21 protein-coding genes, 1 tRNA gene and 1 pseudogene are annotated in these 23,902 nt (G+C 64.5%); 12 read left to right on the top strand and 11 right to left on the bottom strand.

Annotated elements, in window-relative coordinates:
• Positions 1-131 precede the first annotated feature (131 nt).
• From VA602_RS23140 to VA602_RS23130, 3 genes are all read left to right on the top strand, one after another.
• Positions 132-608 carry a sigma-70 family RNA polymerase sigma factor gene (locus tag VA602_RS23140; protein WP_323454527.1) on the top strand — a complete coding sequence of 159 codons (477 nt, stop codon included), beginning with the start codon at positions 132-134 and terminating at the stop codon, positions 606-608.
• 153 nt (positions 609-761) lie between these two features.
• The gene (locus VA602_RS23135) at positions 762-1,247 is read left to right on the top strand and encodes an ANTAR domain-containing protein (RefSeq protein ID WP_153772935.1); all 486 of its coding nucleotides are present in this window, start codon (positions 762-764) and stop codon (positions 1,245-1,247) included.
• 54 nt (positions 1,248-1,301) lie between these two features.
• Positions 1,302-2,612 (top strand): MFS transporter, encoded by a 1,311-nt coding sequence (locus VA602_RS23130; RefSeq protein WP_151924087.1) that lies wholly within the window; start codon positions 1,302-1,304, stop codon positions 2,610-2,612.
• A 55-nt stretch (positions 2,613-2,667) separates the two neighbouring features.
• Here VA602_RS23130 and VA602_RS23125 read toward each other — a convergent pair whose 3' ends face one another.
• Positions 2,668-4,608, bottom strand: coding sequence for a methyl-accepting chemotaxis protein (locus VA602_RS23125; protein ID WP_323454447.1), 1,941 nt, complete (start codon positions 4,606-4,608; stop codon positions 2,668-2,670).
• 216 nt (positions 4,609-4,824) lie between these two features.
• A complete protein-coding gene (locus tag VA602_RS23120; RefSeq protein ID WP_176717846.1) occupies positions 4,825-4,998 on the bottom strand; it encodes a PA1571 family protein in 174 nt (57 codons plus the stop codon).
• 242 nt (positions 4,999-5,240) lie between these two features.
• Between VA602_RS23120 and VA602_RS23115 the strand changes: the two genes are divergently transcribed.
• The gene (locus VA602_RS23115) at positions 5,241-7,010 is read left to right on the top strand and encodes an ABC transporter transmembrane domain-containing protein (protein WP_323454446.1); all 1,770 of its coding nucleotides are present in this window, start codon (positions 5,241-5,243) and stop codon (positions 7,008-7,010) included.
• A 56-nt stretch (positions 7,011-7,066) separates the two neighbouring features.
• Here the strand turns inward: VA602_RS23115 and VA602_RS23110 are convergent.
• Positions 7,067-7,143, bottom strand: a tRNA-Pro gene (locus VA602_RS23110).
• An 81-nt stretch (positions 7,144-7,224) separates the two neighbouring features.
• Complete coding sequence (locus tag VA602_RS23105) at positions 7,225-7,446, bottom strand: YgdI/YgdR family lipoprotein (protein ID WP_054892416.1); 222 nt, start codon at positions 7,444-7,446, stop codon at positions 7,225-7,227.
• A 162-nt stretch (positions 7,447-7,608) separates the two neighbouring features.
• Here VA602_RS23105 and moaB point away from each other — a divergent pair, with 162 nt between their 5' ends.
• Positions 7,609-8,148, top strand: a complete 540-nt coding sequence (moaB, locus tag VA602_RS23100; RefSeq protein WP_054892415.1) for a molybdenum cofactor biosynthesis protein B — start codon at positions 7,609-7,611, stop codon at positions 8,146-8,148.
• 22 nt (positions 8,149-8,170) lie between these two features.
• Complete coding sequence (locus VA602_RS23095; protein WP_323454526.1) at positions 8,171-9,358, top strand: molybdopterin molybdotransferase MoeA; 1,188 nt, start codon at positions 8,171-8,173, stop codon at positions 9,356-9,358.
• Here VA602_RS23095 and VA602_RS23090 read toward each other — a convergent pair.
• Positions 9,347-10,582: a glycosyltransferase family 4 protein gene (locus tag VA602_RS23090; protein ID WP_153772937.1), complete on the bottom strand. Its 1,236-nt coding sequence runs from the start codon at positions 10,580-10,582 to the stop codon at positions 9,347-9,349. The genes VA602_RS23095 and VA602_RS23090 overlap by 12 nt on opposite strands.
• A 181-nt stretch (positions 10,583-10,763) precedes the next feature.
• On the opposite strand from VA602_RS23090, the gene yegS reads away from it, so the two are divergent.
• Complete coding sequence (gene yegS / locus VA602_RS23085; RefSeq protein WP_323454445.1) at positions 10,764-11,651, top strand: lipid kinase YegS; 888 nt, start codon at positions 10,764-10,766, stop codon at positions 11,649-11,651.
• Here yegS and VA602_RS23080 read toward each other — a convergent pair.
• The 3 genes from VA602_RS23080 to VA602_RS23070 form a co-directional block, all read right to left on the bottom strand.
• Positions 11,635-12,291, bottom strand: coding sequence for a response regulator (locus VA602_RS23080; protein WP_054892411.1), 657 nt, complete (start codon positions 12,289-12,291; stop codon positions 11,635-11,637). The genes yegS and VA602_RS23080 overlap by 17 nt on opposite strands.
• Positions 12,284-13,177, bottom strand: a complete 894-nt coding sequence (locus VA602_RS23075) for a sensor histidine kinase (RefSeq protein ID WP_153772939.1) — start codon at positions 13,175-13,177, stop codon at positions 12,284-12,286. Before VA602_RS23075 ends, VA602_RS23080 begins: the two co-directional genes overlap by 8 nt.
• Before the next feature lie 428 nt (positions 13,178-13,605).
• Entirely contained in the window at positions 13,606-14,124 is a 519-nt protein-coding gene (locus VA602_RS23070; RefSeq protein ID WP_323454525.1) for a histidine kinase, read from the bottom strand.
• A gap of 354 nt (positions 14,125-14,478) precedes the next feature.
• On the opposite strand from VA602_RS23070, the gene VA602_RS23065 reads away from it, so the two are divergent.
• The 5 genes from VA602_RS23065 to VA602_RS23045 all read left to right on the top strand — a co-directional run bounded on the left by VA602_RS23065 (position 14,479) and on the right by VA602_RS23045 (position 19,955).
• On the top strand, positions 14,479-15,414 hold the full coding sequence (locus VA602_RS23065; RefSeq protein ID WP_054892408.1) for a chemotaxis protein CheV: 936 nt from the start codon (positions 14,479-14,481) through the stop codon (positions 15,412-15,414).
• Positions 15,415-15,477: 63 nt separating this feature from the next.
• Positions 15,478-16,281 carry an MOSC domain-containing protein gene (locus tag VA602_RS23060; protein WP_323454444.1) on the top strand — a complete coding sequence of 268 codons (804 nt, stop codon included), beginning with the start codon at positions 15,478-15,480 and terminating at the stop codon, positions 16,279-16,281.
• A 99-nt stretch (positions 16,282-16,380) separates the two neighbouring features.
• On the top strand, positions 16,381-17,064 hold the full coding sequence (locus tag VA602_RS23055; protein WP_054892406.1) for a response regulator: 684 nt from the start codon (positions 16,381-16,383) through the stop codon (positions 17,062-17,064).
• Positions 17,061-18,386, top strand: coding sequence for an ATP-binding protein (locus VA602_RS23050; protein WP_323454443.1), 1,326 nt, complete (start codon positions 17,061-17,063; stop codon positions 18,384-18,386). The genes VA602_RS23055 and VA602_RS23050 overlap by 4 nt, the downstream gene beginning before the upstream one ends.
• A 168-nt stretch (positions 18,387-18,554) precedes the next feature.
• A complete protein-coding gene (locus VA602_RS23045; RefSeq protein ID WP_323454442.1) occupies positions 18,555-19,955 on the top strand; it encodes an aspartate aminotransferase family protein in 1,401 nt (466 codons plus the stop codon).
• Positions 19,956-19,995: 40 nt separating this feature from the next.
• Here VA602_RS23045 and VA602_RS23040 read toward each other — a convergent pair whose 3' ends face one another.
• From VA602_RS23040 to VA602_RS23030, 3 genes and pseudogenes are all read right to left on the bottom strand, one after another.
• Entirely contained in the window at positions 19,996-21,042 is a 1,047-nt protein-coding gene (locus tag VA602_RS23040) for an ornithine cyclodeaminase (protein ID WP_323454524.1), read from the bottom strand.
• 24 nt (positions 21,043-21,066) lie between these two features.
• Positions 21,067-21,978: pseudogene (gene ctlX, locus VA602_RS23035) on the bottom strand (citrulline utilization hydrolase CtlX); the annotation flags it as partial.
• A gap of 137 nt (positions 21,979-22,115) precedes the next feature.
• The gene (locus tag VA602_RS23030) at positions 22,116-23,879 is read right to left on the bottom strand and encodes a sigma-54-dependent Fis family transcriptional regulator (protein WP_323454441.1); all 1,764 of its coding nucleotides are present in this window, start codon (positions 23,877-23,879) and stop codon (positions 22,116-22,118) included.
• Positions 23,880-23,902 lie beyond the last annotated feature (23 nt).

Below are 23,902 nucleotides of genomic sequence, written 5' to 3'. Positions count from 1 at the left end.
AAACGGATTTAGCCGCAGGTGAGAGGGTGTGTTGCTGAGAATGGTTGTAATTTGTAAGATGACACGCTGATATCACTGATGTGTATTTTCAATCGCATTGACGTTGCCCAACGGGAGAGGCAAGGGCCGTGGTGGAACATTACTATCGCGAACTGGTGAGTTTCCTCTCCTCGCGGCTGGGCAGCCGGCACGCGGCAGAAGATGTTGCCCATGACGCCTGCCTGTGCCTGCTCGAGCGCGGCGGTCATCCGCCGATCGAGCGACCCCGTTCCTTCCTTTACCGCACGGCACTGAACCTGGTGATCGACCGGCACCGGCGTCAGTCGGTGCGCCAGTCCGAGCCGCTTGAAGTGCTGGACAGCGACGAGCGCTGGCACAGTCCGGCACCGTCCCAACTGCTGCACCTCGATGAGCGCCTGGAGATGGTTCGGCGCGCACTGGACGAGTTGAGTGCGCCGTGCCGCGAGAGTTTCCTACTGCGCAAACTCGAGGGTCTGTCGCATCCGCAGATCGCCGAGCGCCTCGGGGTTTCGCAGAGCGTGGTGGAAAAGCACATCGTCAATGCCATGAAGCACTGTCGCTTGCGCATGCGTCAGTGGGAGCAGTGAAAAGCGCGTGAAACAGGGGTGAAAAATCCCTGTGCAGCGCCTTGATTTATCGTCGGTTCCCGACAACTATCAAGACAGAGACCCGTCATTGCCCGCACAGGCGCAGCAAGGCCAGGCAGTGTCTCTGACCACCTTGCCGCCAGGGTCCGGACCATGCCGAACAAGTCCATGCGTATCCTCATCGCCGACGAGCATCCCGCTCAGCGCCTGCAGCTGGAACGCATGCTCAATGGCCTGGGCTATTACCGGATCGCCCCGGTTGAAAACTTCGAAGACCTGCAGCGCCTGGTGCAGAGCGCGTTGCACCCGTTCCAGCTGTTGGTGGGCAATATCGAACTGGGCAGCCATGCCGGCGTCGATCTGGCCCGCTTCTGCCGCGTCAGTCCGCAGATCCAGCATGTGCTGCTGTACCACTCCCAGCATCTGAAAGTGCCGAGCGTCGCGCAGAGCGAACGCCAGGCGGTCAGTGTCAGCCTGCCCAAGGTGCCCGATAGCGAGGCACTGGAATCGTTCATGGCGATCATCGACACCCCGCAGTTGCTGGGGCAGGTTGCGCTGCCGTCGGCGCTGGCTGGCGGCGCAGGCTGCTCCTGGCGGCGGATGAACTTCTCGCACACCGCCTTCAGCCGTTCCAGCTGAGACGCATCGGCTTTTGCTATCCTCTTGCCCTTTGCCGATCTGCGGAACCCAGAAATGACTGCCATCGATACCGCCCGCGCGCCTCGTTTCAGCCGCGGCGATCACCGTACCCTGGGCCTTGCGGCCCTTGGCGGCGCGCTGGAGATCTACGATTTCATCATCTTCGTGTTCTTCGCCCTGACCCTGAGCCAGCTGTTCTTCCCGCCACAGATGCCGGAGTGGCTGCGCCTGCTGCAGAGCTTCGGGATCTTCGTCACCGGCTACCTGGCACGCCCTCTGGGCGGCATCCTCATGGCGCACTTCGCGGACCATCTTGGGCGCAAGCGCGTGTTCAGCCTGAGCATCCTGATGATGGCCCTGCCGTGCCTGCTGATCGGAGTCATGCCGACCTATGCCGACATCGGCTACGCCGCTCCTCTGCTGCTGCTGGCCCTGCGTATCCTGCAGGGTGCTGCGGTCGGCGGCGAGGTGCCCAGCGCCTGGACCTTCGTGGCCGAGCACGCACCGCCTGGGCGTCGCGGCTACGCCCTGGGCTTCCTGCAGGCGGGGCTGACCTTCGGTTACCTGCTTGGCGCGCTGGTCGCCACCTTGCTGGCGCGGCTCTACACCCCACAGGAAATCCTCGACTTCGCCTGGCGCTATCCCTTCCTGCTCGGTGGGGTGTTCGGCGTGTTCGGTGTCTGGCTGCGCCGTTGGCTGAGCGAGACGCCAGTGTTTCTTGCCTTGCGTGAGCGGCAGGCCCCGCCCGTGGCATTTCCGCTGCGCACGGTGCTCACCGGCCACCGCGCTTCGCTGATCCCGGCCGCGCTGCTGACGTGCGTGTTGACCTCTGCGGTGGTGGTGCTGGTGGTGATCACCCCGACGGTCATGCAGCAGCGCTTCGGGATCGATGCCGGGCATACCTTCGCGCTCAGCAGTGTGGGTATCGTCTTTCTCAATATCGGTTGCGTACTGGCGGGGCTGCTGGTCGACCGCATCGGCGCCTGGCGCGCGGTGACGATCTACAGCCTGTTGCTGCCGCTGGGGATCGGCGTGCTGTATGCCAGCCTGGTAGGGCAGTGGGGCTGGACCTGGGCGGCTTATGCGTTAGCCGGGTTGTCATGTGGCGTGGTGGGGGTGGTGCCATCGGTGATGGTTGGGCTGTTCCCGGCGCAGATCCGGGTGTCGGGGATTTCCTTCACTTACAACCTGGCCTATGCCCTTTGGGCGAGCACCACGCCCTTGGCGCTGATTGCGCTGATGCCGTGGAGCCCCTGGGTGTGCGTCGGGTTCTGCCTGATCATGGGCGTGGTCGGGGCCTTGACCAGTGTCTTCTACGCCCAGGCCACGCCCCTGTGTGCCGAGGAGCGTGCGGTCGGTTGTTGAGTGTGCAGGCGCGCGGCACGCGTCGGGGCGCCGAACCGGCGCCCCACAAGAAGGATCAGGACTTGAAGCGCCCGACCAGGCCGTTCAACTCTTCCGATAGCTGCGACAGCCTGCCCGAGTCCGATTGCGCTGAGCTGGCCAGGCCTTCCACCAGCCTTGCCTCGTCGTAGATCTGCTGGATGTGCCGGTTGATCTCTTCGGCCACGCTGTGCTGCTCTTCGGCAGCCGCCGAGATCTGCAGGTTCTGATCGCGGATCTCGTTCACCGACAGCTGGATACCCTCGAAGCTGTCCCGCGCACGTGCGATCGACGACACGCTGGCCCGCGACAGGTCCAGGCAGCTTTCCATCTTCTGCGACACCTCCTGGGTCTTGTTGCCCAGGGTGTTGAGCAATTGGTCGATCTCGCCGGTGGAGTCGGCGGTACGCTTGGCCAGCGCCCGCACTTCATCGGCGACCACGGCGAAACCGCGGCCCTGGTCACCGGCACGGGCGGCCTCGATCGCTGCGTTCAGTGCCAGCAGGTTGGTTTGCTCGGCGATGGCGCGGATGGTGCCGAGGATCTGGTTGATATTGCGGCTGCCTTCCTCGAGCTCGACCATCGCCTGCGACGACTCGCTCAGGCGGCTACCCAGGCGATTGACGTTGTCGGTGGTCAACTCGATCTGCTGCTTGCCCTCGGCGACGCGGTGATGGCCGTTCTCTGCGGCGTCTGCTGCGCTGCTGCAGGACCGCGCGACCTCGTTGGCGGTGGCGACCATCTCGTTGAAGGCGGTGGACACCAGTTCCACGGCCTCACGCTGGCGCCCTGCGGCTTCGTTCATGTTGCCGGCCAGTTCGCTGTTGGCCCGCGATGCCTCGTGCAGGTTGCCCGAGGCGGCGCCGATGTGCTGGATGAGTTGGCGGATCGCTGCGAGGAACTTGTTGAACCAGCCGGCCAGCTCGGCGGTTTCGTCCTTGCCCTGGATGACCAGGTCCTGGCGCAGGTCGCCTTCGCCCTGGGCGATCTGCTGCAAGCCCGTGCTGACCTGGCCGATAGGCTTGACGATGACCCGCGAGAACGCGGCTGCAACCAGGGCGAAGACCAGTGCCAGCACCAGCACGATGACGGCGGTGAGGTAGGTCATGTGGGTGGCAGCGCCCATCACTTCGCTGTACTCGATCAGGCCGACGAAGCGCCAGCCCAGGTCAGGCGAGGTCCAGACATTGGCCATGTAGCGCACACCATCGATCACCACCTCGGTGGATCCCTGCTCGGTGGCTGCCAGTTGTGCGTAGGGCTCGCCAAGGTCCTTCAGTTGCTTGAAGCCATGGCTGGCATCGCGTGGGTCAACTAGTACGGTGCCGTTCTCGATCAGCATCACGTAGCCGCTCTTGCCCAGCTTGATGCTCTTGACCAGCTCGGTGAGGTTCTTCAGCGACACGCTGACCACGAACACCCCCTTGGGCTTGCCGCTGGCATCGTTGAGCGTACGCGCGGTGCCGACCAGGGCGACGTCGTCCTTGTCGTAGTAGTAGGCGGCGGTGCGCACGGTCTTGCCTGGGGTGGCCATGGCGGCCTTGTACCAGGGGCGTGCGCGTGGATCGTAGCTGGCCAGTTTCGGGTCATCCGGCCATTTGGCGTAGGTGCCGTCTTCGAGGCCGATGGAGATGATGGCGGCCGCAGGATGAGTGGCGCCGTAGCGGGCAAAGGCGTCGATGACCTGTTGGGTGGCTGCAGGCAGGGGGTGGCTGGCAGCGTCGGCAGAGGTGTAATCCTTGAGTGTACCCACTGATGTGTATACAGGATCCGTCGCCATTTGTTCTACGTTCTGCAGCGTACCATCGAAGAACTGCCGCATGTTGCCGTCGATCTGGCGAATTTCGCGGGTGCTGCCGTCGAGGAACTGATCCACCGCCTCCGCGCGGATGTTTACCACGGAAATCACACCGACCAGGGTCACCGGGATGAAAGCCACCAATACGAACGCAAGCACCAGCTTATTTTTTATCTTCATCGGGACGAACCATTCGTGGGAGTGAAAAGCAGGGGGCCATTTCGCATGCGTGATGGCTAACTGCTATTTATCCTGTTTCGGCGCGTCGCGGTGAAATCTTTAGCGCATATTTCGTGTACAAAAAAATAAATGATTGTTCCGGGTTCTCGGGCCTGCCCGGGGCGCAGAAACGAAAAACCCGGCGCAAGCGCCGGGTTGTAAGGGATTCATTGGCTCTCAAGCCTTGCGGACTTTCTCCACCCGGCTCTCCTCGAGCTCCTTGCAGGCCTTCTGGATCATCTGCTCGGTGATCGGAACCTCACGGCCCTGGGCATCGATGATCGAGCCACACACCTGCGGCTTCGGGGGCTGGGCGTTTTTCACGGTGTCGCTGCTATGTTGCAAGCTCATTTCCTGTCTCCTCATCAGGTTGCAAGCTCAGGGTAACCACTCGCCGTGACTGACCTGTGACAGCTCCTTCGGTATCACGACAGGCACAGTGCAACAGAAAGTGCAGTAAAGCTCCAGTGACAGGTTAGATCGATAAGCTATAGCCACTTGCCCTACCGAACTGCGACCCCGCGGCGGTTGCAGACGTTCCACTCGGGCAGATGAATGGTAGTCTGCAGGTTTCCCGCTCACCGGTCCGCGCCATGTCCGATCCGCTTTCCCCCCGCCAGCGCCGCGCCTTGGGGCTGGCCTGGCAATTCGTGCGTCCCTATCGCCGACAGGCCATGCTGGCCTTGCTGGCGCTGATCGTCACGGCAGCCATCACCCTGTCCATGGGCCAGGGTATTCGCCTGCTGGTGGATCAGGGTTTCATGACCGGTTCTGCGCACCAGCTCAACCAGACGATTGCGCTGTTCATGGTGCTGGTGCTGGCCTTGGCGGTTGGAACCTTCAGCCGCTTCTACCTGGTGTCGTGGATTGGCGAGCGTTGCGTCGCCGACATCCGCCGTGCGGTGTTCGATCACTTGATCAGCCTGCATCCGGGGTTCTTCGAGGATAACCGCAGCTCGGAGATCCAGTCGCGGCTGACGGCTGATACCACGCTGCTGCAATCGGTGATCGGCTCGTCGCTGTCGATGTTCCTGCGTAATGCGCTGATGGTGCTGGGCGGGGTGGTGTTGCTGTTCGTCACCAATCCCAAGTTGACCAGTATCGTGGTGCTGGCGCTGCCACTGGTGCTGTCGCCGATCCTGCTGTTCGGCCGCCGGGTGCGCAGCCTGTCACGCCAGAGCCAGGACAGGGTCGCTGACGTCGGCAGCTACGTCGCCGAGACGCTCGGGCAGATCAAGACCGTGCAGGCCTACAACCACCAGGCCCATGATCGCCAGTTGTTCACCGATACCGTCGAGGCGGCTTTCGATGTGGCGCGCCGGCGCATTGCCCAGCGGGCGTGGTTGATCACCGTGGTGATCGTTCTGGTCCTGGGCGCCGTGGCCGTGATGCTCTGGGTCGGCGGCATGGATGTGATTGCCGGGCGCATCTCCGGGGGCGAGCTGGCCGCGTTCGTGTTCTACAGCCTGATCGTGGGCAGCGCCGTGGGCACCTTGAGCGAAGTGATCGGTGAGTTGCAGCGGGCTGCCGGGGCCGCCGAGCGTATTGCCGAGTTGCTGGCGGCAAGCAGCGCGATCGTACCGCCGTCGCAGCCCTCGACACTGCCCGGCGCTCGGGCCAGCGGGCAGATCGAGTTGCGCGATGTGCACTTCGCTTATCCGTCACGCCCGTCGGTGGCTGCCATCGATGGCCTGAGCCTGGTCATAGCACCTGGGCAGACCGTGGCGTTGGTGGGGCCATCGGGGGCGGGCAAGTCGACGCTGTTCGACCTGCTGCTGCGTTTTCACGATCCACAGTCCGGTAGCATTCTGCTCGATGGACAGCCGATTGCAGCGCTAGACCCCGACGACCTGCGTCGCCAGTTCGCCCTGGTGGCGCAGAACCCTGCGCTGTTTCGCGGCACGGTCGAGGCCAATATCCGCTACGGAAGGCCGCAGGCGAGTGCTGCCCAGGTCGAGGCGGCGGCGCGTAGCGCCCATGCTCACGAATTCATCCAGCAATTGCCCCAGGGCTACCAGACGCCGCTGGGCGAGGGTGGGGTTGGCCTGTCGGGTGGTCAGCGCCAGCGCCTGGCGATTGCCCGGGCTCTGTTGGTGGATGCGCCGGTGCTGTTGCTCGATGAAGCCACCAGTGCGCTCGACGCGCAGAGCGAGCACCTGATCCAGCAGGCCTTGCCGCAGTTGATGGCCGGGCGTACCACTTTGGTGATCGCCCACAGGCTGGCGACCGTGCAGCATGCCGATCGCATTGCGGTGATCGACCAGGGTAGGGTGGTTGCTGTCGGCAGTCATCGCCAACTGGTCGAGGAAAACCCACTCTATGCCAGGTTGGCAGCGCTGCAATTCGCTGCAGGCAGCGCCTGAATGGCGATCACCCAGGCACGAAAAAGACCGCACTAGGCGGGCTTTTTCGAAGGATCTGGTCGGAGAGACAGGATTCGAACCTGCGGCCTTCTCGTCCCGAACGAGACGCGCTACCTGGCTGCGCTACACTCCGATTTCGAAAATCCTACTGCATCGTATTTTTGAACGCAAGCCCTTGTTGTTAAAAGGCCGTTTGCTCAAAACGAGGTGCAGATCAGAGCTCTTTCACGGTGCGAATCTGATCCTTGTTGATGCGTGTACGCTTGCCATCGAGTTGTTCGAATTCGTAGAAGCCGGAGTCTTCGTCATAGGAAGGTTTGTCCACGGCCTGAATCTCGCGGCCGTCGTTCAACGTGATGACGGTTGGCGAAGCGCAACCGGCGAGGGTGGCCAGGCCCAGGGCGAGCATGAAGGCGGGAATTGTCCGTTGAATCATCGTGTTTCTCCAGTGCGATGGTGCTTGATGACGTTATGACGCGAGGCGTCCTTGCAAAGTTCCTCGCATAGTCGAGCATAGCGGCAATCAGCGGGCATTGACCAAGAACAAGGCTGCGCTGTGATATAACTGGCGCATTCTTTCCCCCTGCGACGGACCCTCATGAAAGCCAAGGCAGATACCCCCTTCGTGCCGTTGAACATTGCCGTGCTGACGGTCAGCGACACCCGTACCTTCGACAACGACACCTCCGGACAGATGTTCGTCGATCGCCTCAGCGCCGCAGGCCACCGCCTTGCAGAACGAGTGCTGCTCAAGGATGACCTTTACAAGATCCGCGCCCAGGTCGCCACCTGGATCGCCGACGACCAGGTACAGGTGGTGCTGATCACCGGCGGCACCGGCTTCACTGGTCGCGACAGCACCCCCGAAGCCGTCGCCTGCCTGCTGGACAAGCAGGTCGATGGCTTCGGCGAGCTGTTCCGGCAGATCTCGGTGCCGGACATCGGCACGTCCACCGTACAGTCCCGCGCCCTTGCGGGCCTGGCCAACGGCACCCTGGTGTGCTGCCTGCCCGGCTCGACCAATGCGGTGCGCACGGGCTGGGACGGCATCCTCGCCGAGCAGCTCGACGCCCGCCATCGTCCGTGCAATTTCGTCGCGCACCTGAAGCAGGCGCAGGCCTGTGACAGCCGTGGCTGAGGCTGCGCCGAGCCGGCCGTTGATGCCGGTGGAAGAAGCGCTGGAGCGCCTGCTGGCGCTGGCCGAGGCGGCGCCGATCAGTGAAACCGAAGAGGTCGAGCTGGCCGATGCCGAAGGCCGTGTACTGGCGCAGGACCTGTTCGCCAGCGTCGACCTGCCGCCCTGGCCGAACAGCGCCATGGACGGCTATGCCCTGCGCCTTGCCGACTGGCACGGCGAACCGCTGCCGGTGAGCCAGCGCATCTTTGCCGGTCACGCTCCGGCACCGCTGCAACCTGGCACCTGCGCGCGGATCTTCACCGGTGCGCCGCTGCCTGAAGGTGCCGACTGCGTCGAAATGCAGGAAAACGCCGAGGTGCTCGACGATGGCCGCGTGCGCTTTGTCGAAGCTTTGGCGCCGCACCAGAATGTGCGCCCCCAGGGCCAGGAAACCCGCGCTGGCGAGCAGGTGATGAACGCCGGCACGCTGTTGGGCCCGATCGAACTGGGTCTTGCCGCCACCCTGGGCCACGGCCACCTGCGTGTGCGGCGCCGGGTGCGGGTCGCGGTGTTGTCGACCGGTGACGAGCTGGTCGAGCCGGGGCTGCCGCTGGGCCCGGGGCAGATCTACAACAGCAACCGTCGTCTGTTGGTCAGCTGGTTGCAGCGCATGGGCTGCGAGGTCATCGATGCCGGCATCCTCGCCGATGACCTGGCGCTGACCCGCCAGTGCCTGGCCAATCTGGGCGACGTCGACCTGATTCTTTCTACCGGCGGTGTGTCGGTAGGGGAGGCCGACTACCTGGGCATGGCCCTGCGCGAGGCTGGCGAGCTGGCGCTGTGGAAGCTGGCGATCAAGCCGGGCAAGCCACTGACCTTCGGGCATTTCCGTGGCGTGCCGGTGATCGGCCTGCCGGGGAATCCGGCGTCCACCTTGGTTACCTTCGCCTTGCTGACACGCCCCTACTTGCTGCGTCGCCTTGGCGTCCAGCAGGTCGCGCCGCTGCGTTTCGATGTGCCGGCAGGTTTCGACTGGCCCAAGCCGGGCAATCGTCGCGAATACCTGCGTGCGCGGATCGAGGGTGGGCAGGTACGCATCTACTCGAACCAGAGCTCGGGTGTACTGCGCAGCGCAGCCTGGGCCGAGGGGCTGGTCGAGGTGCGTGAGGGCACGACGGTGAGCCCAGGCGACAGCGTGACGTTCATCCCCTTCAGCGAGCTACTTGGCTAGCATTCCGCCGAGCGGCGCGGCCTGCGCCGGTGCCAGTTGGGTCAGGCGCATGTGCACGTTCTCCAGTTGCTGGGCGGCAACGCTCCAGTCATGGCGCTGCCGGGCGAACTGTCGCCCGGCTTCCCCCAGTTGGGTCATGCGCCAGGGCTGGTTGAGCAACTGGGTCAGCAGCAACGCCAGTTGGCTGCTGTCGTCACTGCCCAGGTAGTGCTCGCCATTGTTCACTGCCAGGCCCGAAGCGCCCTTGCCGGTGGTGATCACCGGCATCCCGGCGGCCATCGCTTCGAGAATTTTCACCTTCGACCCGCCGGCATAGCGCAGCGGCGCGAAGAATAGCGCCGAGCGCCGTTGCACTTCGCGAAGGTCGGGGCGGTAGCCAAGCCATTCGATGCGCGGGTCGTTCCAGTGCAGCTTCCAGTGCGCGGGCAGGGCGTGCCCGGCGATGGCCAGGCGCACTGCCGGATTGCTCTGCCAGACCTGGGGCAGGATGTCTTCCAGTGCCCACTCGATGGCTTCCAGGTTCGCGCCGTATTCGAAATTGCCCACGAACAACAGGCGCTGACTGTGCAGGGCCGGTTGCACGTGCTGGTAGTGATCGCAGTCGACGCCATTGACCACCACGTTCACCGTCCGCCCGCTGATCTGCCCGATCAGCTCGGCGTCGTGCGGGCTGACCGCCACGACTTCGTTGGGCTGGCGCAACACGCGTTGCTCCCAGCGCCGGTAGCGCCAGCGATCGAACGCGTTGAGCGGACGCAACCACAAGGGCAGGCGATCATGGCAGGCCGCGCCCATCACCGACTCGAGGGTGTGTTCGCTGAGCAGGTAGGGCAGGCCGCGCCGTTGCAGGGCCTTCTCGAAGGGCTGGAAGGCGTAGCTGTGTTCGATCTGGATGACATCCCAGGGCTCGTCGAGCAACTGCTCGAAGCGGTGCCGAAGGCAGGGCGCCAAGCCATTGATGATGGCGCGCATGGGGTAGTCGATGATGGGTGAGGCGAGCAGGTTGAGCGGGCTCTGCACGGGGCGCCGTGGCAACACGATCAGGCGTTCGAGCAGCGGTTCGAGGGCTTGGCGCGCGGGATCGGACAGCGGCACCTTCGATTGCACCAGCAACGTGATGCGGTGGCCGTGATGTGCCAGTTCGCGCAGCAAGTGGTACTGGCGGGTCTTGCTGCCGCTGGTGGTGGGCCAGGGCAGGTAGGGCAATGTCCAGAGAATACGCATGACCGCTCCTGTCAGGTGAGGCTGCACAAGGGTCAATAATATGACTGTGTGGCGGGGCTCTCTTAAGCGTAGCCAATTATTTGTCGAGTGATGGCCTGGGTTGAATTTTGCGTTGCCGTGCAGCAATTGCCGGTTGCCTGTGGTCGAGATTGAGGTTGGCGTGTTCTAAGGAGAATCTCGTATGCACGGGCACAAGGCGATGTTGATCCTGCATGGCAAGCAGGCCATGAACGAAGAGGTGCGCAGCGCCGTGGGCGTGCGACGCGAGCGCGGGCAGGTACTGGATGTGCGTCTGACCTGGGAGGCGGGCGATGCCCGGCGTTTGGTCGAAGAAGCCCTGGCGGGCGGTTACACGCAAGTGGTAGCCGGCGGTGGCGACGGTACCCTGCGCGATATCGCCGAGGCCATGGCTCAGTTGCAGGCCGACGCCAGCCTGGCCTTGCTGCCGCTGGGCACTGCCAACGACTTTGCCCGCGCCGCCGGTGTGCCTTTGGAGCCGGCGGCCGCCCTGGCCTTGCTGGACGTACCGGCCCGCCCCATCGACCTGGGGCGGGTGGGTGAGCAGATGTTCCTCAACATGGCCACCGGCGGCTTTGGCAGCCAGGTGACAGCCAATACGTCCGAAGACTTGAAGAAGGTACTGGGTGGGGCGGCGTACCTGTTCACCGGGCTGTCGCGCTTCAGTGAGTTGCAGGCTGCTTCGGCGACCCTGCACGGGCCTGATTTCCACTGGCAGGGGCAGTTGCTGGCCTTGGCCATCGGCAACGGTCGCCAGGCCGGCGGCGGCCATGTGCTGTGCCCCGAGGCGCTGGTCGATGATGGCTTGCTGGAGGTCGCGATTCTACCTGCACCCGAGGCGATGGTGGGCGCACTGCGTGACTTGCTGACGGGCGAGGAGCTGTTCGTGCGTGCGCGCCTGCCCTGGGTCGAGATCGGCCAGGCCGAGGGGCTGGATATCAACCTGGACGGTGAGCCGTTGCAGGCCGGCAGCCTGCGTTTCGAGGCGGCGCCGGGCGCTCTGCGCGTGCACCTGCCCGCCGATTCGCCGCTGTTCAGTCGTCCAGGCTGATGATTTTCTCGCGCACCGCGAACAGCACCAGGCCCGCCACATCGTAGATCTGCAGACGTTTCATGATTTGCGAGCGGTGGGTTTCAACGGTCTTGATCGACAGCCCCAAGCCTGCGGCGATCTCGCGGGTGGACTTGCCACGCACGATCAGGCGCAGGATTTCCAGTTGTCGGGCGGTGAGGTTGTGGCGATCGCTGCTCGGCTGCTTGCTGGCCTGTGCGCGCAGCAGGGCCTGGTTGATCACCGTGTGGGCGATGGCCGGGCTGAGGTAGCGCTCGCCGTTGCGCAACGCGGCGAGAGCGTGCTCCAGCTCGTTGGCGGTGGTGTCCTTGAGCAGGTAGCCGTGGGCGCCGCTTTCGAGGGCACGCATGATCAGGTCGGGGTCGGTGTGCATCGACAGGATCAGCACCTTGCAGGTGCAACCGTTTGCGCGCAATTGCGTCAGAGCGTCGAGGCCGTTGGTCGAGCGCATCGAGATGTCCAGCAGGACGATGTCGGGGCTCAGGCGCTGGACCATCTCCAGCAGGTGCTGGCCGTCGTCGGCTTCACCGACCACGGTGTAGTCGGGAATATCGGACACCAGTGCGCGCACGCCCGCACGAATCAGCGAATGGTCGTCGATCAACAGCAGTCTAATCATCGGTGGCGGGTGTCCTGGCACGTTCCTGGCTGCGTGCAGGCCAGGGGAACAGCGCTTCGATTCGGGTGCCCGCTCCGGGCTGGCTGGTCACGCTCAGGCTGCCCTGCAGGGCGGTGGCCCGCTCTTGCATGCCGGCCATGCCACGTTGCCCGACTTCGCCCGGTTTGCTGGCCGGGACGAAGCCCACACCGTCATCGAGGATCGTCAGCAGCAACCCGGCGGGGGTGCGTTGCAGGCTGATCAGCAAGTTGCGGGCCTGGGCATGGCGCAGCACGTTGGTGACCGCTTCCTGGGTGATGCGAAAGGCGGCCATGGTCACTTCCTCGGAGATGCCGCCCAAGCGCTGTTTGCATTCCAGGCTCCAGTGCACCTCGCTGTTCTCGAGGGCACGCAGCAGGTGCGCGCGCAGGCTGGCCTCCAGGCCCAGGCTGGCCAGTTGCCGTGGGTTGAGCAACGCCGAGACGTCACGCACGTTGCCCAGGGTGTCGTCGAGGGTCTTGCGCAGCGTGTCGCACTGCGCCTGCAGCGGTGCAGGCACGCGACGTTGCAACCAGTCGAGCTGAAGCTTGGCGGCGGTGAGCAACTGGCCGATGTCATCATGCAACTCGCGGCTCAGGTGCTGGCGTTCGCTTTCCTGGACCTTGAGCATGCGGTCGGCCAGCTCCGCCGGCAGCAGGTTGATCGATCGGGCGCCACGGCGCAGGTGCCAGCCGGCCCCGAGCAGGGCGGCCAACTGCAGCGCCAGGGCACCGGCCGATACAGGTTGCCCGCTGCTGTAGAGCACCAGGTTGGTGACCAGCGATGCCACGCACAGCACGGCGGTTGCCGCACGCAGCAAGGCGGTGCGAGAGCGACAACGCAGGGAAATCTTCAAGCGTGGAAGCATAGATAGGAAAGCCACTGAATTATTGCTGGCGCAGGTCGCCAATCTTTCTGAAGAATCGTGAATGTCCTGCCTTTCAACCAGGTACGAGCCCTGTTGTAATCGCTGAAGATCCGTTGGGCGTTCGTTCATTTGCGCGCATGGTATCACTTCGAGTTGGTTTGGTCCCGGCTGGTTAGTTGCCTGAAACCAAGGTGTTTCCGAGGCATGGCAGTGGGGTGCAATGCCTGTAGAAGTGGCAATAAGCCATTATCGTTTGAGAAGGCAGTAACTTCCAAACTCAACTAACGCGGCGAGGCTGCGGAACTAGACAGAACTTGTACAAACTTGCCAAGTTGCCATGTGTTTGGCGCCGCCCAGTCACACGAGTTACGCGGGGCCACATCACTAGGGGTCTGTCTGAAATGTGTCTGCACATTTCAGACAGACCCCTAGTCTTTGCGAGTTGATGTGCCGTAGGCGTGCTTGGGCTCAATGGGCATATTGAGCAACTGGGGGTGTACGCAGTGGCGCTCGTTTTCGTCGCACAGGGCACAGGCCTGCGGGAGTGGTTGATCCAGCACACCCGCCAGGGTGACCAGCAGCAGGTGCTGCTCGCTGCTGTCCAGGTTCAGGTGTCCGGTGCGTTCATCGACCAGTTCCAGTTGCCAGGCCAGCAGTGTCAGGCAGTCGGCCAGTGCCGGCAGCGCGCCCTGCGGCAGGTTGCGGCTGGTGCAGCCAGGCGCCAGTAGGCGGTGCAGGGCCGAGGCGTAGTGGGCGATCTCGAGTACGCCCGAGGCGTCTGCTCGACGGGCGAGTGTCTCGAGGGCTTTGCTCAGGCAATGGCAGGCGTCAGCGTCATTGCTGATCAGCTCCAGGTGTTGCAGGCACTCCTGGGACTCGTTCAGCAGGACCTGCGCATCCAGCAGGAAGTCCTGCAGGATCGCGGTGTTCGAGAGCGCCCGCTCCATCATGAAACTCCAACGTGCGGGGTTGGAGCAGGGGTTGGCCACACCGAGATGTTCGCTGACAAGAGCCTGACTCCGTTCATGCAGTGAGAATGGCGTCACATTAATGGCTAATGGATATTGCGAATATCAGGTTGCTCCCGATTGCTCCTAGGGGTTTCCCTGATGAGGTCTCAGAGGCAGTGGTACGTCCGCAGCGCGGCGGATGAGGAGGGATGTGGCAGCAGTAAAGCATGATGGTAAAGTGATATCAATCGCCGTTCAGGCATTTTTCTGCAGGGGTCAAGCTCTGGCGGATTGTGCCGATACAGGGCGGATGTATCCACTTTTTCCGGCACAGAGCCAGGGGGTTGCGCAATGGCTGGCATTCTCGACACGGTAGATCAACGCACGCAATTGGTAGGCGAGAACCGCCTGGAAATCCTCATGTTCCGCCTGGCGGGGCGACAGCTGTTCGCGATCAACGTGTTCAAGGTGCAGGAGGTACTGCAACTGCCCAAGCTGACCCTGATGCCGCAGCGCCACACCTTCGTCTGTGGCGTGGTCAACCTGCGCGGCCAGACGCTGCCGGTGATCGACCTGTCCCAGGCGATCGGCATGCGCCCGCTGCAGCCAGGGCCGGACAGCACCATCATCGTCACCGAGTACAATCGCTCGGTACAGGCGTTCCTGGTGGGCGGCGTCGACCGCATCGTCAACATGAACTGGGAAGCCATCATGCCACCGCCTACCAGTGCCGGCCGCCAGCATTACCTGACCGCGATCACCAAGGTCGACGAGAAACTGGTGGAGATCATCGACGTGGAGAAGGTGCTGGCCGAGATCGTGCCCTACAGCGCCAAGGTGTCGCGCGACAAGCTCGAAGACCCGGTGCTCGCCCGTGCCCGCGGTCGTGAAGTGCTGCTGGTGGATGACTCCAGCGTGGCCCTGGCCCAACTGCGTGACACCTTGTCGCAACTGGGTGTGAAGCTGCACATCGCCAGTGATGGCCTGAAGGCGCTGCGCATGCTCAAGGGCTGGGCCGATGCCGGAGAGGATGTCTGCGAAAAACTGCTGATGATCTTCACCGATGCCGAAATGCCGGAGATGGACGGTTACCGCCTGACCACCGAGATCCGCAATGACCCGCGTCTGCGCGGGCTTTACGTGGTGCTGCACACGTCGCTGTCGGGCAGCTTCAACGAGTCGATGGTGAAGAAGGTCGGCTGCGACAACTTCCTCTCCAAGTTCCAGCCGGACCGCCTGGTGGATGTGGTGCGCGAGCGTCTGTCGCTCGATCATGCGCCAGCCTGATACCTGCACACGCCCCGTGGTGGGTATAAGCTTGGCTTTTTGACTGGCACAAGGCGGGCGGGGATGTTTCTGAGTGCGTTGTATCGGTATCCGGTGAAGTCTTGCCAGGCGCAGAGCCTGGGCGAGTCTACGGTGGATGCCATGGGACTGTCGGGCGACCGGCGCTGGATGGTGGTCGAGCAGGACACCGGGCGCTTCCTTACCCAGCGTGCCTGGCCACAATTGGGACGGCTCACGGCCACCGGTGGCGATGAAGAAAGCCTGCTGCTGCAAACCCCTGGGCAGGCGCCGCTGACGGTCAAGGTGCCGGGTGCCGACGACGACCTGCGCGGGGTGACCCTCTGGCGCGACACCTTGCGCGTGCCCGATGCCGGCGACGAGGCCGCCGCGTGGCTCAGTCAGATGCTCGGCAAGGCGGTACGTCTGGTGCACTGTCCGCAGCAGCGAGCACGCTACCTGCCCAGCGGCTATGGGCTCAACAGTGACCGTGCGGCCTTCCCCGACGGCTTTCCTTTATTACTGATCGGCCAGGGCTCGCTCGATGAACTCAACCGGCGCATCGGCCGGCCGATGCAGATGCTGCGTTTTCGTCCCAACCTGGTGGTCGAGGGCGCCGAGGCGTTTGCCGAAGACGGCTGGAAGCGTATCCGTATCGGCGACCTGACCCTGCGGGTGCTCAAGCCCAGTGTGCGCTGCATCCTCACCACCCTCGACCCACAGACAGGTGAGCGCAGTAGCGACCGGGAGCCGTTGACCACCCTCAAAACCTTTCGTGAGCGGGAAGGGGACGTACTGTTCGGGCAGAACCTGGCGGTCGATGGCTGCGGGCGACTTGAAGTCGGCATGCCGGTCGAGGTACTGGAGTAATCGCCGGCTGGCGCAGGCGACGAAACGCGGGGTGAGGTTCATAATCGGCGCTTAATCCCGTTTTGTTGCACTGCGCATCCACCTACCCGGAGATTTCCCATGCACGTACTGCTCTGCGAGGACGACGACCTGATCGCCAGCGGCATCTGCGCCGGCCTCACGGCCCAGGGCCTGACCGTCGATCGGGTCGCCAGCGCCTCGGCGGCACGTGCACTGCTCCAGGCGGCCCAGTTCGACGTGATGATCCTCGACCTGGGGTTGCCCGACGAAGACGGCCTCAAGCTGTTGCGGCGCCTGCGCCAGCAGGGCGAGGTGCTGCCAGTGCTGGTGCTCACGGCCCGTGATGCGGTCACCGACCGGGTCGATGGCCTGCAGGCCGGCGCCGACGACTACCTGCTCAAACCTTTCGACCTGCGCGAGCTGGCGGCGCGCCTGCACACGCTCCTGCGCCGCGTGGCCGGGCGCGCCGTGAATGTCATCGAGCACGGCCCCTTGGTCTATAACCCCAGCAGTTGCGAGGCGACCCTGGCCGGTCGTGCGGTCGATCTGTCCCGACGCGAACAGGCCTTGCTTCAGGCCTTGCTGCAGAATCCCGGGCGCGTGCTGTCCAGCGAACAGCTCAAGGATTGCGTCTATGGCTTCAGCGATGAAGTCGAGAGCAATGCCCTGAACGTTCACATCCACCACCTGCGGCGCAAGCTGGGAAACAGTATCGTCGAGACCGTACGCGGGCTGGGCTATCGCCTGGGTGCAGCGCAGGCCCCGCAGGAGACCGCGCCATGAGCCTGCGGGTTCGTCTGTCGCTGATCCTGGGCAGTGCCTTCATCCTGATCTGGATCCTGGCCGCGGCCTGGATGTTGCGCGACCTGCGCCAGCAGATGATGTTCTCCCTCGACCAGCGCCTGGTGGCTTCGGCACGGATGGTGGCGGGCCTGGTCGACCAGTTGCCGCAGCCGCTGGGGGCCAAGGGCCGGGACGCGCACTTTGCGGCCGACCAGTTCAGTGTGCCGGACGGCATGGCCTGCCAGGTCAGTTCCCTGCGCGGCGAGATCCTGGCCAGCAACCACAAGCACGATGGCAGCATGGACGATCAGCGCAGCGGCTTCCGTGACCAGACGATCGATGGCAGTTCATGGCGCACCTTCACCTACAACCACGGCGATGTGCGGATCACCACGGCCGATCGCCATCAGGAACGCGAGGCGCTCAACCAGTCGATCCTGCTGGCCGCTTCGGCACCGGTGCTGATGGCCTTGCTCGGCAGCCTGGGGCTGCTGTGGATTGGTCTGGGCAAGGGGCTGGAGCCGCTCAACCGCATGCGCGATGCCCTGCGCAAGCGCCGCGCAGACAGCGTCGAACCCTTGCAGGTGGCGGGCATGCCCAGCGAGCTGCAGCCATTGCTGGAAACCCAGAACCAGCTGTTCCTGCGGATCGCCCAGACCCTCGAGCGCGAGCGACGCCTGACCGATGATGCCGCGCACGAACTGCGCAGCCCTCTGACCGCCATCAAGACCCACCTGCAAGTGGCGCGCATGACCGATGGAAGCGTGCGCGAGCAGGCCCTGGAGCACGCCGAGCAGGGTGCCGACCGCATGCACCGGACCTTGGAGCAACTGCTGATGCTGGCCCGGGTCGAGGGTAGCCTGTCGTTCGAAGATGGCGTGCTGTGCAGTGCCGAGCAAGTCGCGCGCCAAGCTGTGCAGGACGCTGGTGGCGGCGACAACCGGCGGATCGTCCTGCGCCTGCCCGAAGAGGCCACCCGCATCTACCTGGGCATGCCCGCGCCCTTGGCGGTGGCGGCGCTGCGCAACCTGTTGGACAACGCCCTGCGCCATGGTGGCAATGAGGCGGTGGAGCTGGAAGTGCAGATGGCCGATGGGCAGGTGGGCTTCCTGGTTCGCGATCATGGCCCGGGCATTCCCGACGAGGACCTCAAGCACCTGACCGAGCGTTTCTGGCGCAACAGCAAGAGTGTCGGCAGTGGGCTGGGATTGGCGATTGTCCAGGCGATCGTCCAGCGCTGCGCGGGCAGCTTGCGTTTCGACAGTCGCAGTGACGGGCTGCGGGTCTGGCTGCAGGTGCCTGCGCGGGAGGCTCGGGCCTGATCATCGGTGCATGTGGCTTTTCGCGGGTGCGTCTGTGAAAAGCCACCTTGGCCCCAAAATGTGCTAAATCCACACCCTACTCAAGCGTCTCCCAAGCGATGACTTCCCGACACACATCCGGTTACAGGGACGTGGCGGGCATTCCTACTTGCTTGCGAGGGTTCGCCGATGTCTACCGCTTCCAGCCTTGCCCAGGCACTGCCGGCTGTTGCGCCGGAATCTCTGTACCAGTTCGAGGATTCAGCCTTGCTGCTGCGCCAGCAGCAACAGGAATCCAACGCCCGCAGCTACCCACGTCGCATTCCGCTGGCGCTCAAGCGCGCCCGGGGCATCCATGTCGAGGACGTCGAAGGCCGTCAGTTCATCGACTGCCTGGCCGGTGCCGGTACCCTGGCGCTGGGGCACAATCACCCGGTTGTGGTCGAAGCGATCCAGCGCGTGCTGGCCGATGAGCTGCCGCTGCACACCCTCGACCTGACCACGCCGGTCAAGGATCGATTCGTTCAGGACCTGTTTGCGGTACTGCCCGAGGCATTGCGTCGCGAGGCGAAGATCCAGTTCTGCGGGCCGACGGGCACCGATGCGGTGGAAGCTGCGTTGAAGCTGGTGCGTACCGCCACCGGGCGCAGCACGGTGCTGGCTTTCCAGGGGGCGTACCACGGGATGACCCAGGGCGCCCTGAGCCTGATGGGCAGCCTGGGGCCGAAAAAGCCCTTGGGTGCACTGCTCAACAGCGGCGTGCAGTTCATGCCCTATCCCTATGACTACCGCTGCCCGTTCGGTTTGGGCGGCGAGGCGGGGGTGCGTGCCAACCTGCATTACCTGGAAAACCTGCTGCTCGACCCGGAGGCCGGGGTACAGCTGCCGGCGGCGGTGATTCTTGAGGTGGTGCAGGGCGAGGGCGGTGTGAGTCCGGCCGATATCGAGTGGCTGCGCGGTGTGCGCCGTATCACCGAGCAGGCTGGGGTGGCGCTGATCGTCGACGAGATCCAGAGCGGCTTCGCCCGCACCGGGCGTATGTTCGCCTTCGAGCACGCGGGCATCGTGCCGGACGTGGTGACCCTGTCCAAAGCCATTGGCGGCAGCCTGCCGCTGGCGGTAGTGGTCTACCGTGACTGGCTCGACACCTGGGCGCCTGGGGCTCACGCCGGGACCTTCCGTGGCAACCAGATGGCCATGGCCGCAGGGTCGGCGGTGATCAATTACCTGGTGGAGCATCGCCTGGACGAACACGCCGCCGCCATGGGCCAGCGCCTGCGCGGCCATCTGCAGCACCTGCAGCGTGACTACCCGCACCTGGGCGATATTCGCGGCCGAGGCTTGATGCTGGGGGTCGAGTTGATCGATCCGGATGGTGCGCTGAATGCCCTCGGCCACCCGGCGGCCTCACGCAGCCTGGCACCGAAGGTTCAGCGCGAGTGCCTCAAGCGCGGCCTGATTCTCGAACTGGGCGGCCGGCATGGCGCGGTAGTGCGTTTCCTGCCGCCGCTGATCATCAGCGCCGAGCAGATCGACGAAGTGGCCGACCGCTTCGCCCGTGCCGTCCAGGCTGCAGTGGCCGGCGACTGATCCAGGCCTGCGGGGGCTGTGCACTACAGCCCCCGCTTTTTTATGCTGCGCTGGCCTTGCGCGCCGCGGCTTTTGGTTGCAGCAGGGCGAACAGGTCCTTCGGGTTCTCGAGCTCGGGCACCAGGGCAATGTCGTGGCCGATATCCAGCGCCTTGGCCACATCCAGCACATAGCGCAGCGCCGAGTAGTCCTCCAGGGCAAAGCCCACCGAATCGAACAGGGTCACCTGCGCGGCGTTCTCGCGACCGGCAGCGATCCCTTCGACCACCTGCCAGAATTCTGTGGTCGGCGAATCCGCCGGCATCTGCTGGATTTCACCCTCGATGCGGCTCTGCGGTTCGTACTCGACGATCACCCGTGCGCGCTCGACGATCTCGCGGTGCAGTTCGGTCTTGCCCGGGCAGTCGCCGCCCACGGCGTTGAGGTGCATGCCCGGCTCGATCATTTCGGGGGTGAGAATGGTGGCATAGGCCTTGTCGGCAGTGACCGTGGTGACGATGTCGGCACCGCGTACCGCATCGGCCACGGATGCTGCGATGATCAGCTTGAGCTTGGGGTAGCCGGCCAGGTTGGCCGCGAGTTTCTGCGAGGCGGCGCGGTCGATGTCGAACAGGCGGATCTCTTCGATGCCCAGCAGGGTGTGGAAGGCGATGGCCTGGAACTCGCTTTGCGAACCGTTGCCGATCAGCGCCATGCTTCGGCTGCCCTTGCGTGCCAGGTAGCCTGCGGCCAGGGCCGAGGTGGCGGCGGTGCGAATAGCGGTGGTCAGGGTCATTTCGCTGAGCAGCACCGGGGCGCCGGTGTCGACATCGCCCAGCGCACCGAACGCCATTACGGTGAGCAGCCCGTTGTGGGTGTTCTTCGGGTGGCCGTTGACGTACTTGAAGGCGTACAGGCTGGCGTCGGACACCGGCATCAGTTCGATCACGCCATCGGGCGAGTGGTTGGCCAGGCGCGGGCACTTTTCGAAGTCGTGCCAGCGCAGGTAGTCGTCACGAATGTATTCGGCCATCTCGGCCAGGCAGGTGGGCAGGCCCTTGCGGTTGACCAGGCGGGCGAGGTCTTGCACGTCGATATAGCGAGTCATGGAGTGCTCCTTTGGGGCGCAGTGGCGCGAGGGAAGGTGGACTTCGGCGAGCATGCAGCGTGCGCTGCCCCCGCCAATGCGTTCGATGTGGTCGATATCGACCACCAGCGGATGACTGTGGCGCTCGACCTGGCGGCGTTGGCCAGCGTCCAGCGAGCGCCAGGCGTTGCGCGACATCACCAGCAGCGAGCGACCGCTGCGGTCGTGCACTTCGAGCATGTTGCCGGCGAAGCCCTCCAGCTGGTCGAAACCCAGTGCCAGCACCTCCTTGCCGGTGTCGCGCAGGGAACGTTCGAGGGTGCGGCGTTCGTCGGCGTGGGGCAGGGCGTCAAGACAGGCCACGGCCAAGGTGCGGCCGACGTTCATCATCACGTTGCTGTGGTAGATCGGTGCCTGCTGGCGATCGAGGGCGTGGAACAGGCACAGGCGGTAGCCGAGGCGTTCGGCGAACTGGCGCAGCGCCTGTTCGTGGGTGCGGCCGGAATGGCAGGCGTAGCTGATACGGTGCTCGCGATCCAGAACCATGCTGCCAGTGCCTTCGAGGAACAGATTCTGCTGTTCCAGTGGGCTCAGGTCGATGGTGCGTTCGATGGCGAAGCGTTCCTCGATCACCTGAAGCACACCCTTTTCGCGCTCCAGGCGACGGTTGTGACCTTCCATCGGGTAGAGCACCAGGCTGCCATCGGCATGGCTGCTCCACCAGTTGTTGGGGAAGATCGAATCGGGTGTGTGCGGTTCGGGCGTGTCCTGCACCACCAACACCTCGACGCCGTGTTGGCGCAGGGTCTGCACATAGCCGTCGAACTCCTCGAGGGCTTTGCTGCTGGCGGCGTCAGGGTCCAGCGGTGCGCTCTGGAAGCGGTTGGTCAGGGCGGTGTCGGGGTTGAAGGCGAACCGCGCCGGGCGAATCATGAGGACGGTATTTGTTGTTTGCATTGGGCACGCATCCACAGGTGGCTGTGTGTCCATTTTCCGGTGCGGAAGTAGGAAAAGCCTGCTGAACGGCAGGTGACGGGCAGCGGCTCCAGCTGAAATGGTGGGCGTTGCAGCGGAATCGGCTGCGCTGCCCTGGCTCAGCCTGCGGCTGTCGAGCGCAGCCGCTTGTACAGTGTCGTACGGCTGATCCCCAGCGCCCGCGCCACTGAGGAAAGATTACCGTTGGCTTCGCGCAGCAGCGTATCGAGGTCTTGCCCGGTGTCGGCCCGTTCGGGTGCAGGCAGGGGGGCCGAAGCTTCCACCAGGAACGCCGCTGGCAGGTGCTCTTCGCTGATGGCATCAGGCCCCGCCAACGCCAGGGCAACCTGCATCACGGTCACCAGCTCGCGCAGGTTTCCCGGCCAGGGGTGCTGCTCGAACAGCGCCAGCATCCGTGGCGACAAGCGTTGTACCTGTCCGGGTTCGCGGTAACGTGCATGCACCTGCTCGATCAGCGCCCGCCGATCGCTGCGCTCGCGCAACGGGGGCAGTACCAGTGCCAGCCCGGCGATGCGGTAGTAGAGGTCCTGGCGAAATCGCCCGGCGCGGACTTCGGCAGCCAGGTCGAGGTTGCTCGCCGAGACCACGCGAATGTCCACCGCCACCGGCTCACCACTGCCCAGCGGCTGGATGCAGCGCGACTGCAGCACACGCAGCAGTCGGGCCTGGGTTGGAAGGGGCATGTCGCCAATTTCGTCGAGAAACAGGATGCCGCCGTCAGCCTTGCGGATCAGCCCGGTGTTGCCTTTGTGGTGGGCACCGGTGAAGGCGCCTTTCTCGTAGCCGAACAGCTCCGACTCCACCAGTTCTGCCGGGATCGCTGCGCAGTTCACCGCGATCAACGGCTGGCCGACGCGGCTGCTGGCCTGATGCAGGGTATTGACGAAGACCTCCTTGCCAACGCCCGTCTCGCCCTGGATCAGCACCGGAATATCCTTCTCCAGCAGCAGGCCGGCCTGGGCCAGCGCCTTGCTCACGCGCGGGTCGCTGCTGGGCGGTGTGCTGCGCATGGGTTGATGCGGTGCGCGCCACTGGCAGTGGAAACGGTGTCGACCGGCGACTTGCAGGGCGAAGGCGCTCTCCTGCGGGTGGGCGAGGATCTGTTTGAGCGAGGTCTGGAACAGCTGTTCGAGCGTGCATTGCCGCGGATCCTGGCCCAGCAGGCTGTCTGCGCGATGATTGGCTGCCAGCACCCGGCCACGTTCGTCGAACAGCAGCAGGCCGGCCCAGGGGCTGTCGAGGTTGTCGGGTGCGGTATTGAACACCAGTTGCCCGTGCCGGTCGCCGTGGGCGGCGAGGATCAGGCGGTTCTCCAGGCTCTGGCCCATCATGCGCACCAGGCCGAGGGTCTGGGCGACGGGCAGGTAGCCATCGCTTGAGACATCCAGTACACCCACCAGGCGGCGCTCGGCATCGAACAGGGGCGCGGCGGCACTGGCCATGTAGCGGTTCTGGCGCAGGAAATGTTCGTCCTGGCCGACATGGATGGCCTCACCGCAGGCCAATGCCGTGCCCAGCGCGTTGGTGCCGACGCCGCGCTCCTGCCAGTGTGCACCCGGTGTGAAACCATGCTGCTGGCGCGGTTCGACGAAGCGCCGCGTGCCCCAGGCGTCGAGCAGGCAGCCTCCGGCGTCGGCGAGCATCACCAGATAGCTGGAATTGCCCAGCAGGTGCGTGTACTGCGGCAGCACGGCGTCGCGGGTCAGTTGCAGCAGGGCCTGGCGGTGCTCGAGCAGTTCGCTCAGTTGCGCGCCGGTCAGGCAGTCGAAATCCGGCGCGCTGTGCGGTTGCAGGCCGTATTCGCGGCAGCGGGCCCAGGAGGCCTGGATCAGGTGGGCGTGGGTCGGGGTATCAGCGGCCATGGGCCTGTCCCTGTGTGATTGTT

Source organism: Pseudomonas machongensis, from assembly GCF_034961125.1.
In the GTDB taxonomy this organism is placed as follows: domain Bacteria; phylum Pseudomonadota; class Gammaproteobacteria; order Pseudomonadales; family Pseudomonadaceae; genus Aquipseudomonas; species Aquipseudomonas machongensis.
This window is presented reverse-complemented; position numbering and strand designations above follow the sequence as displayed.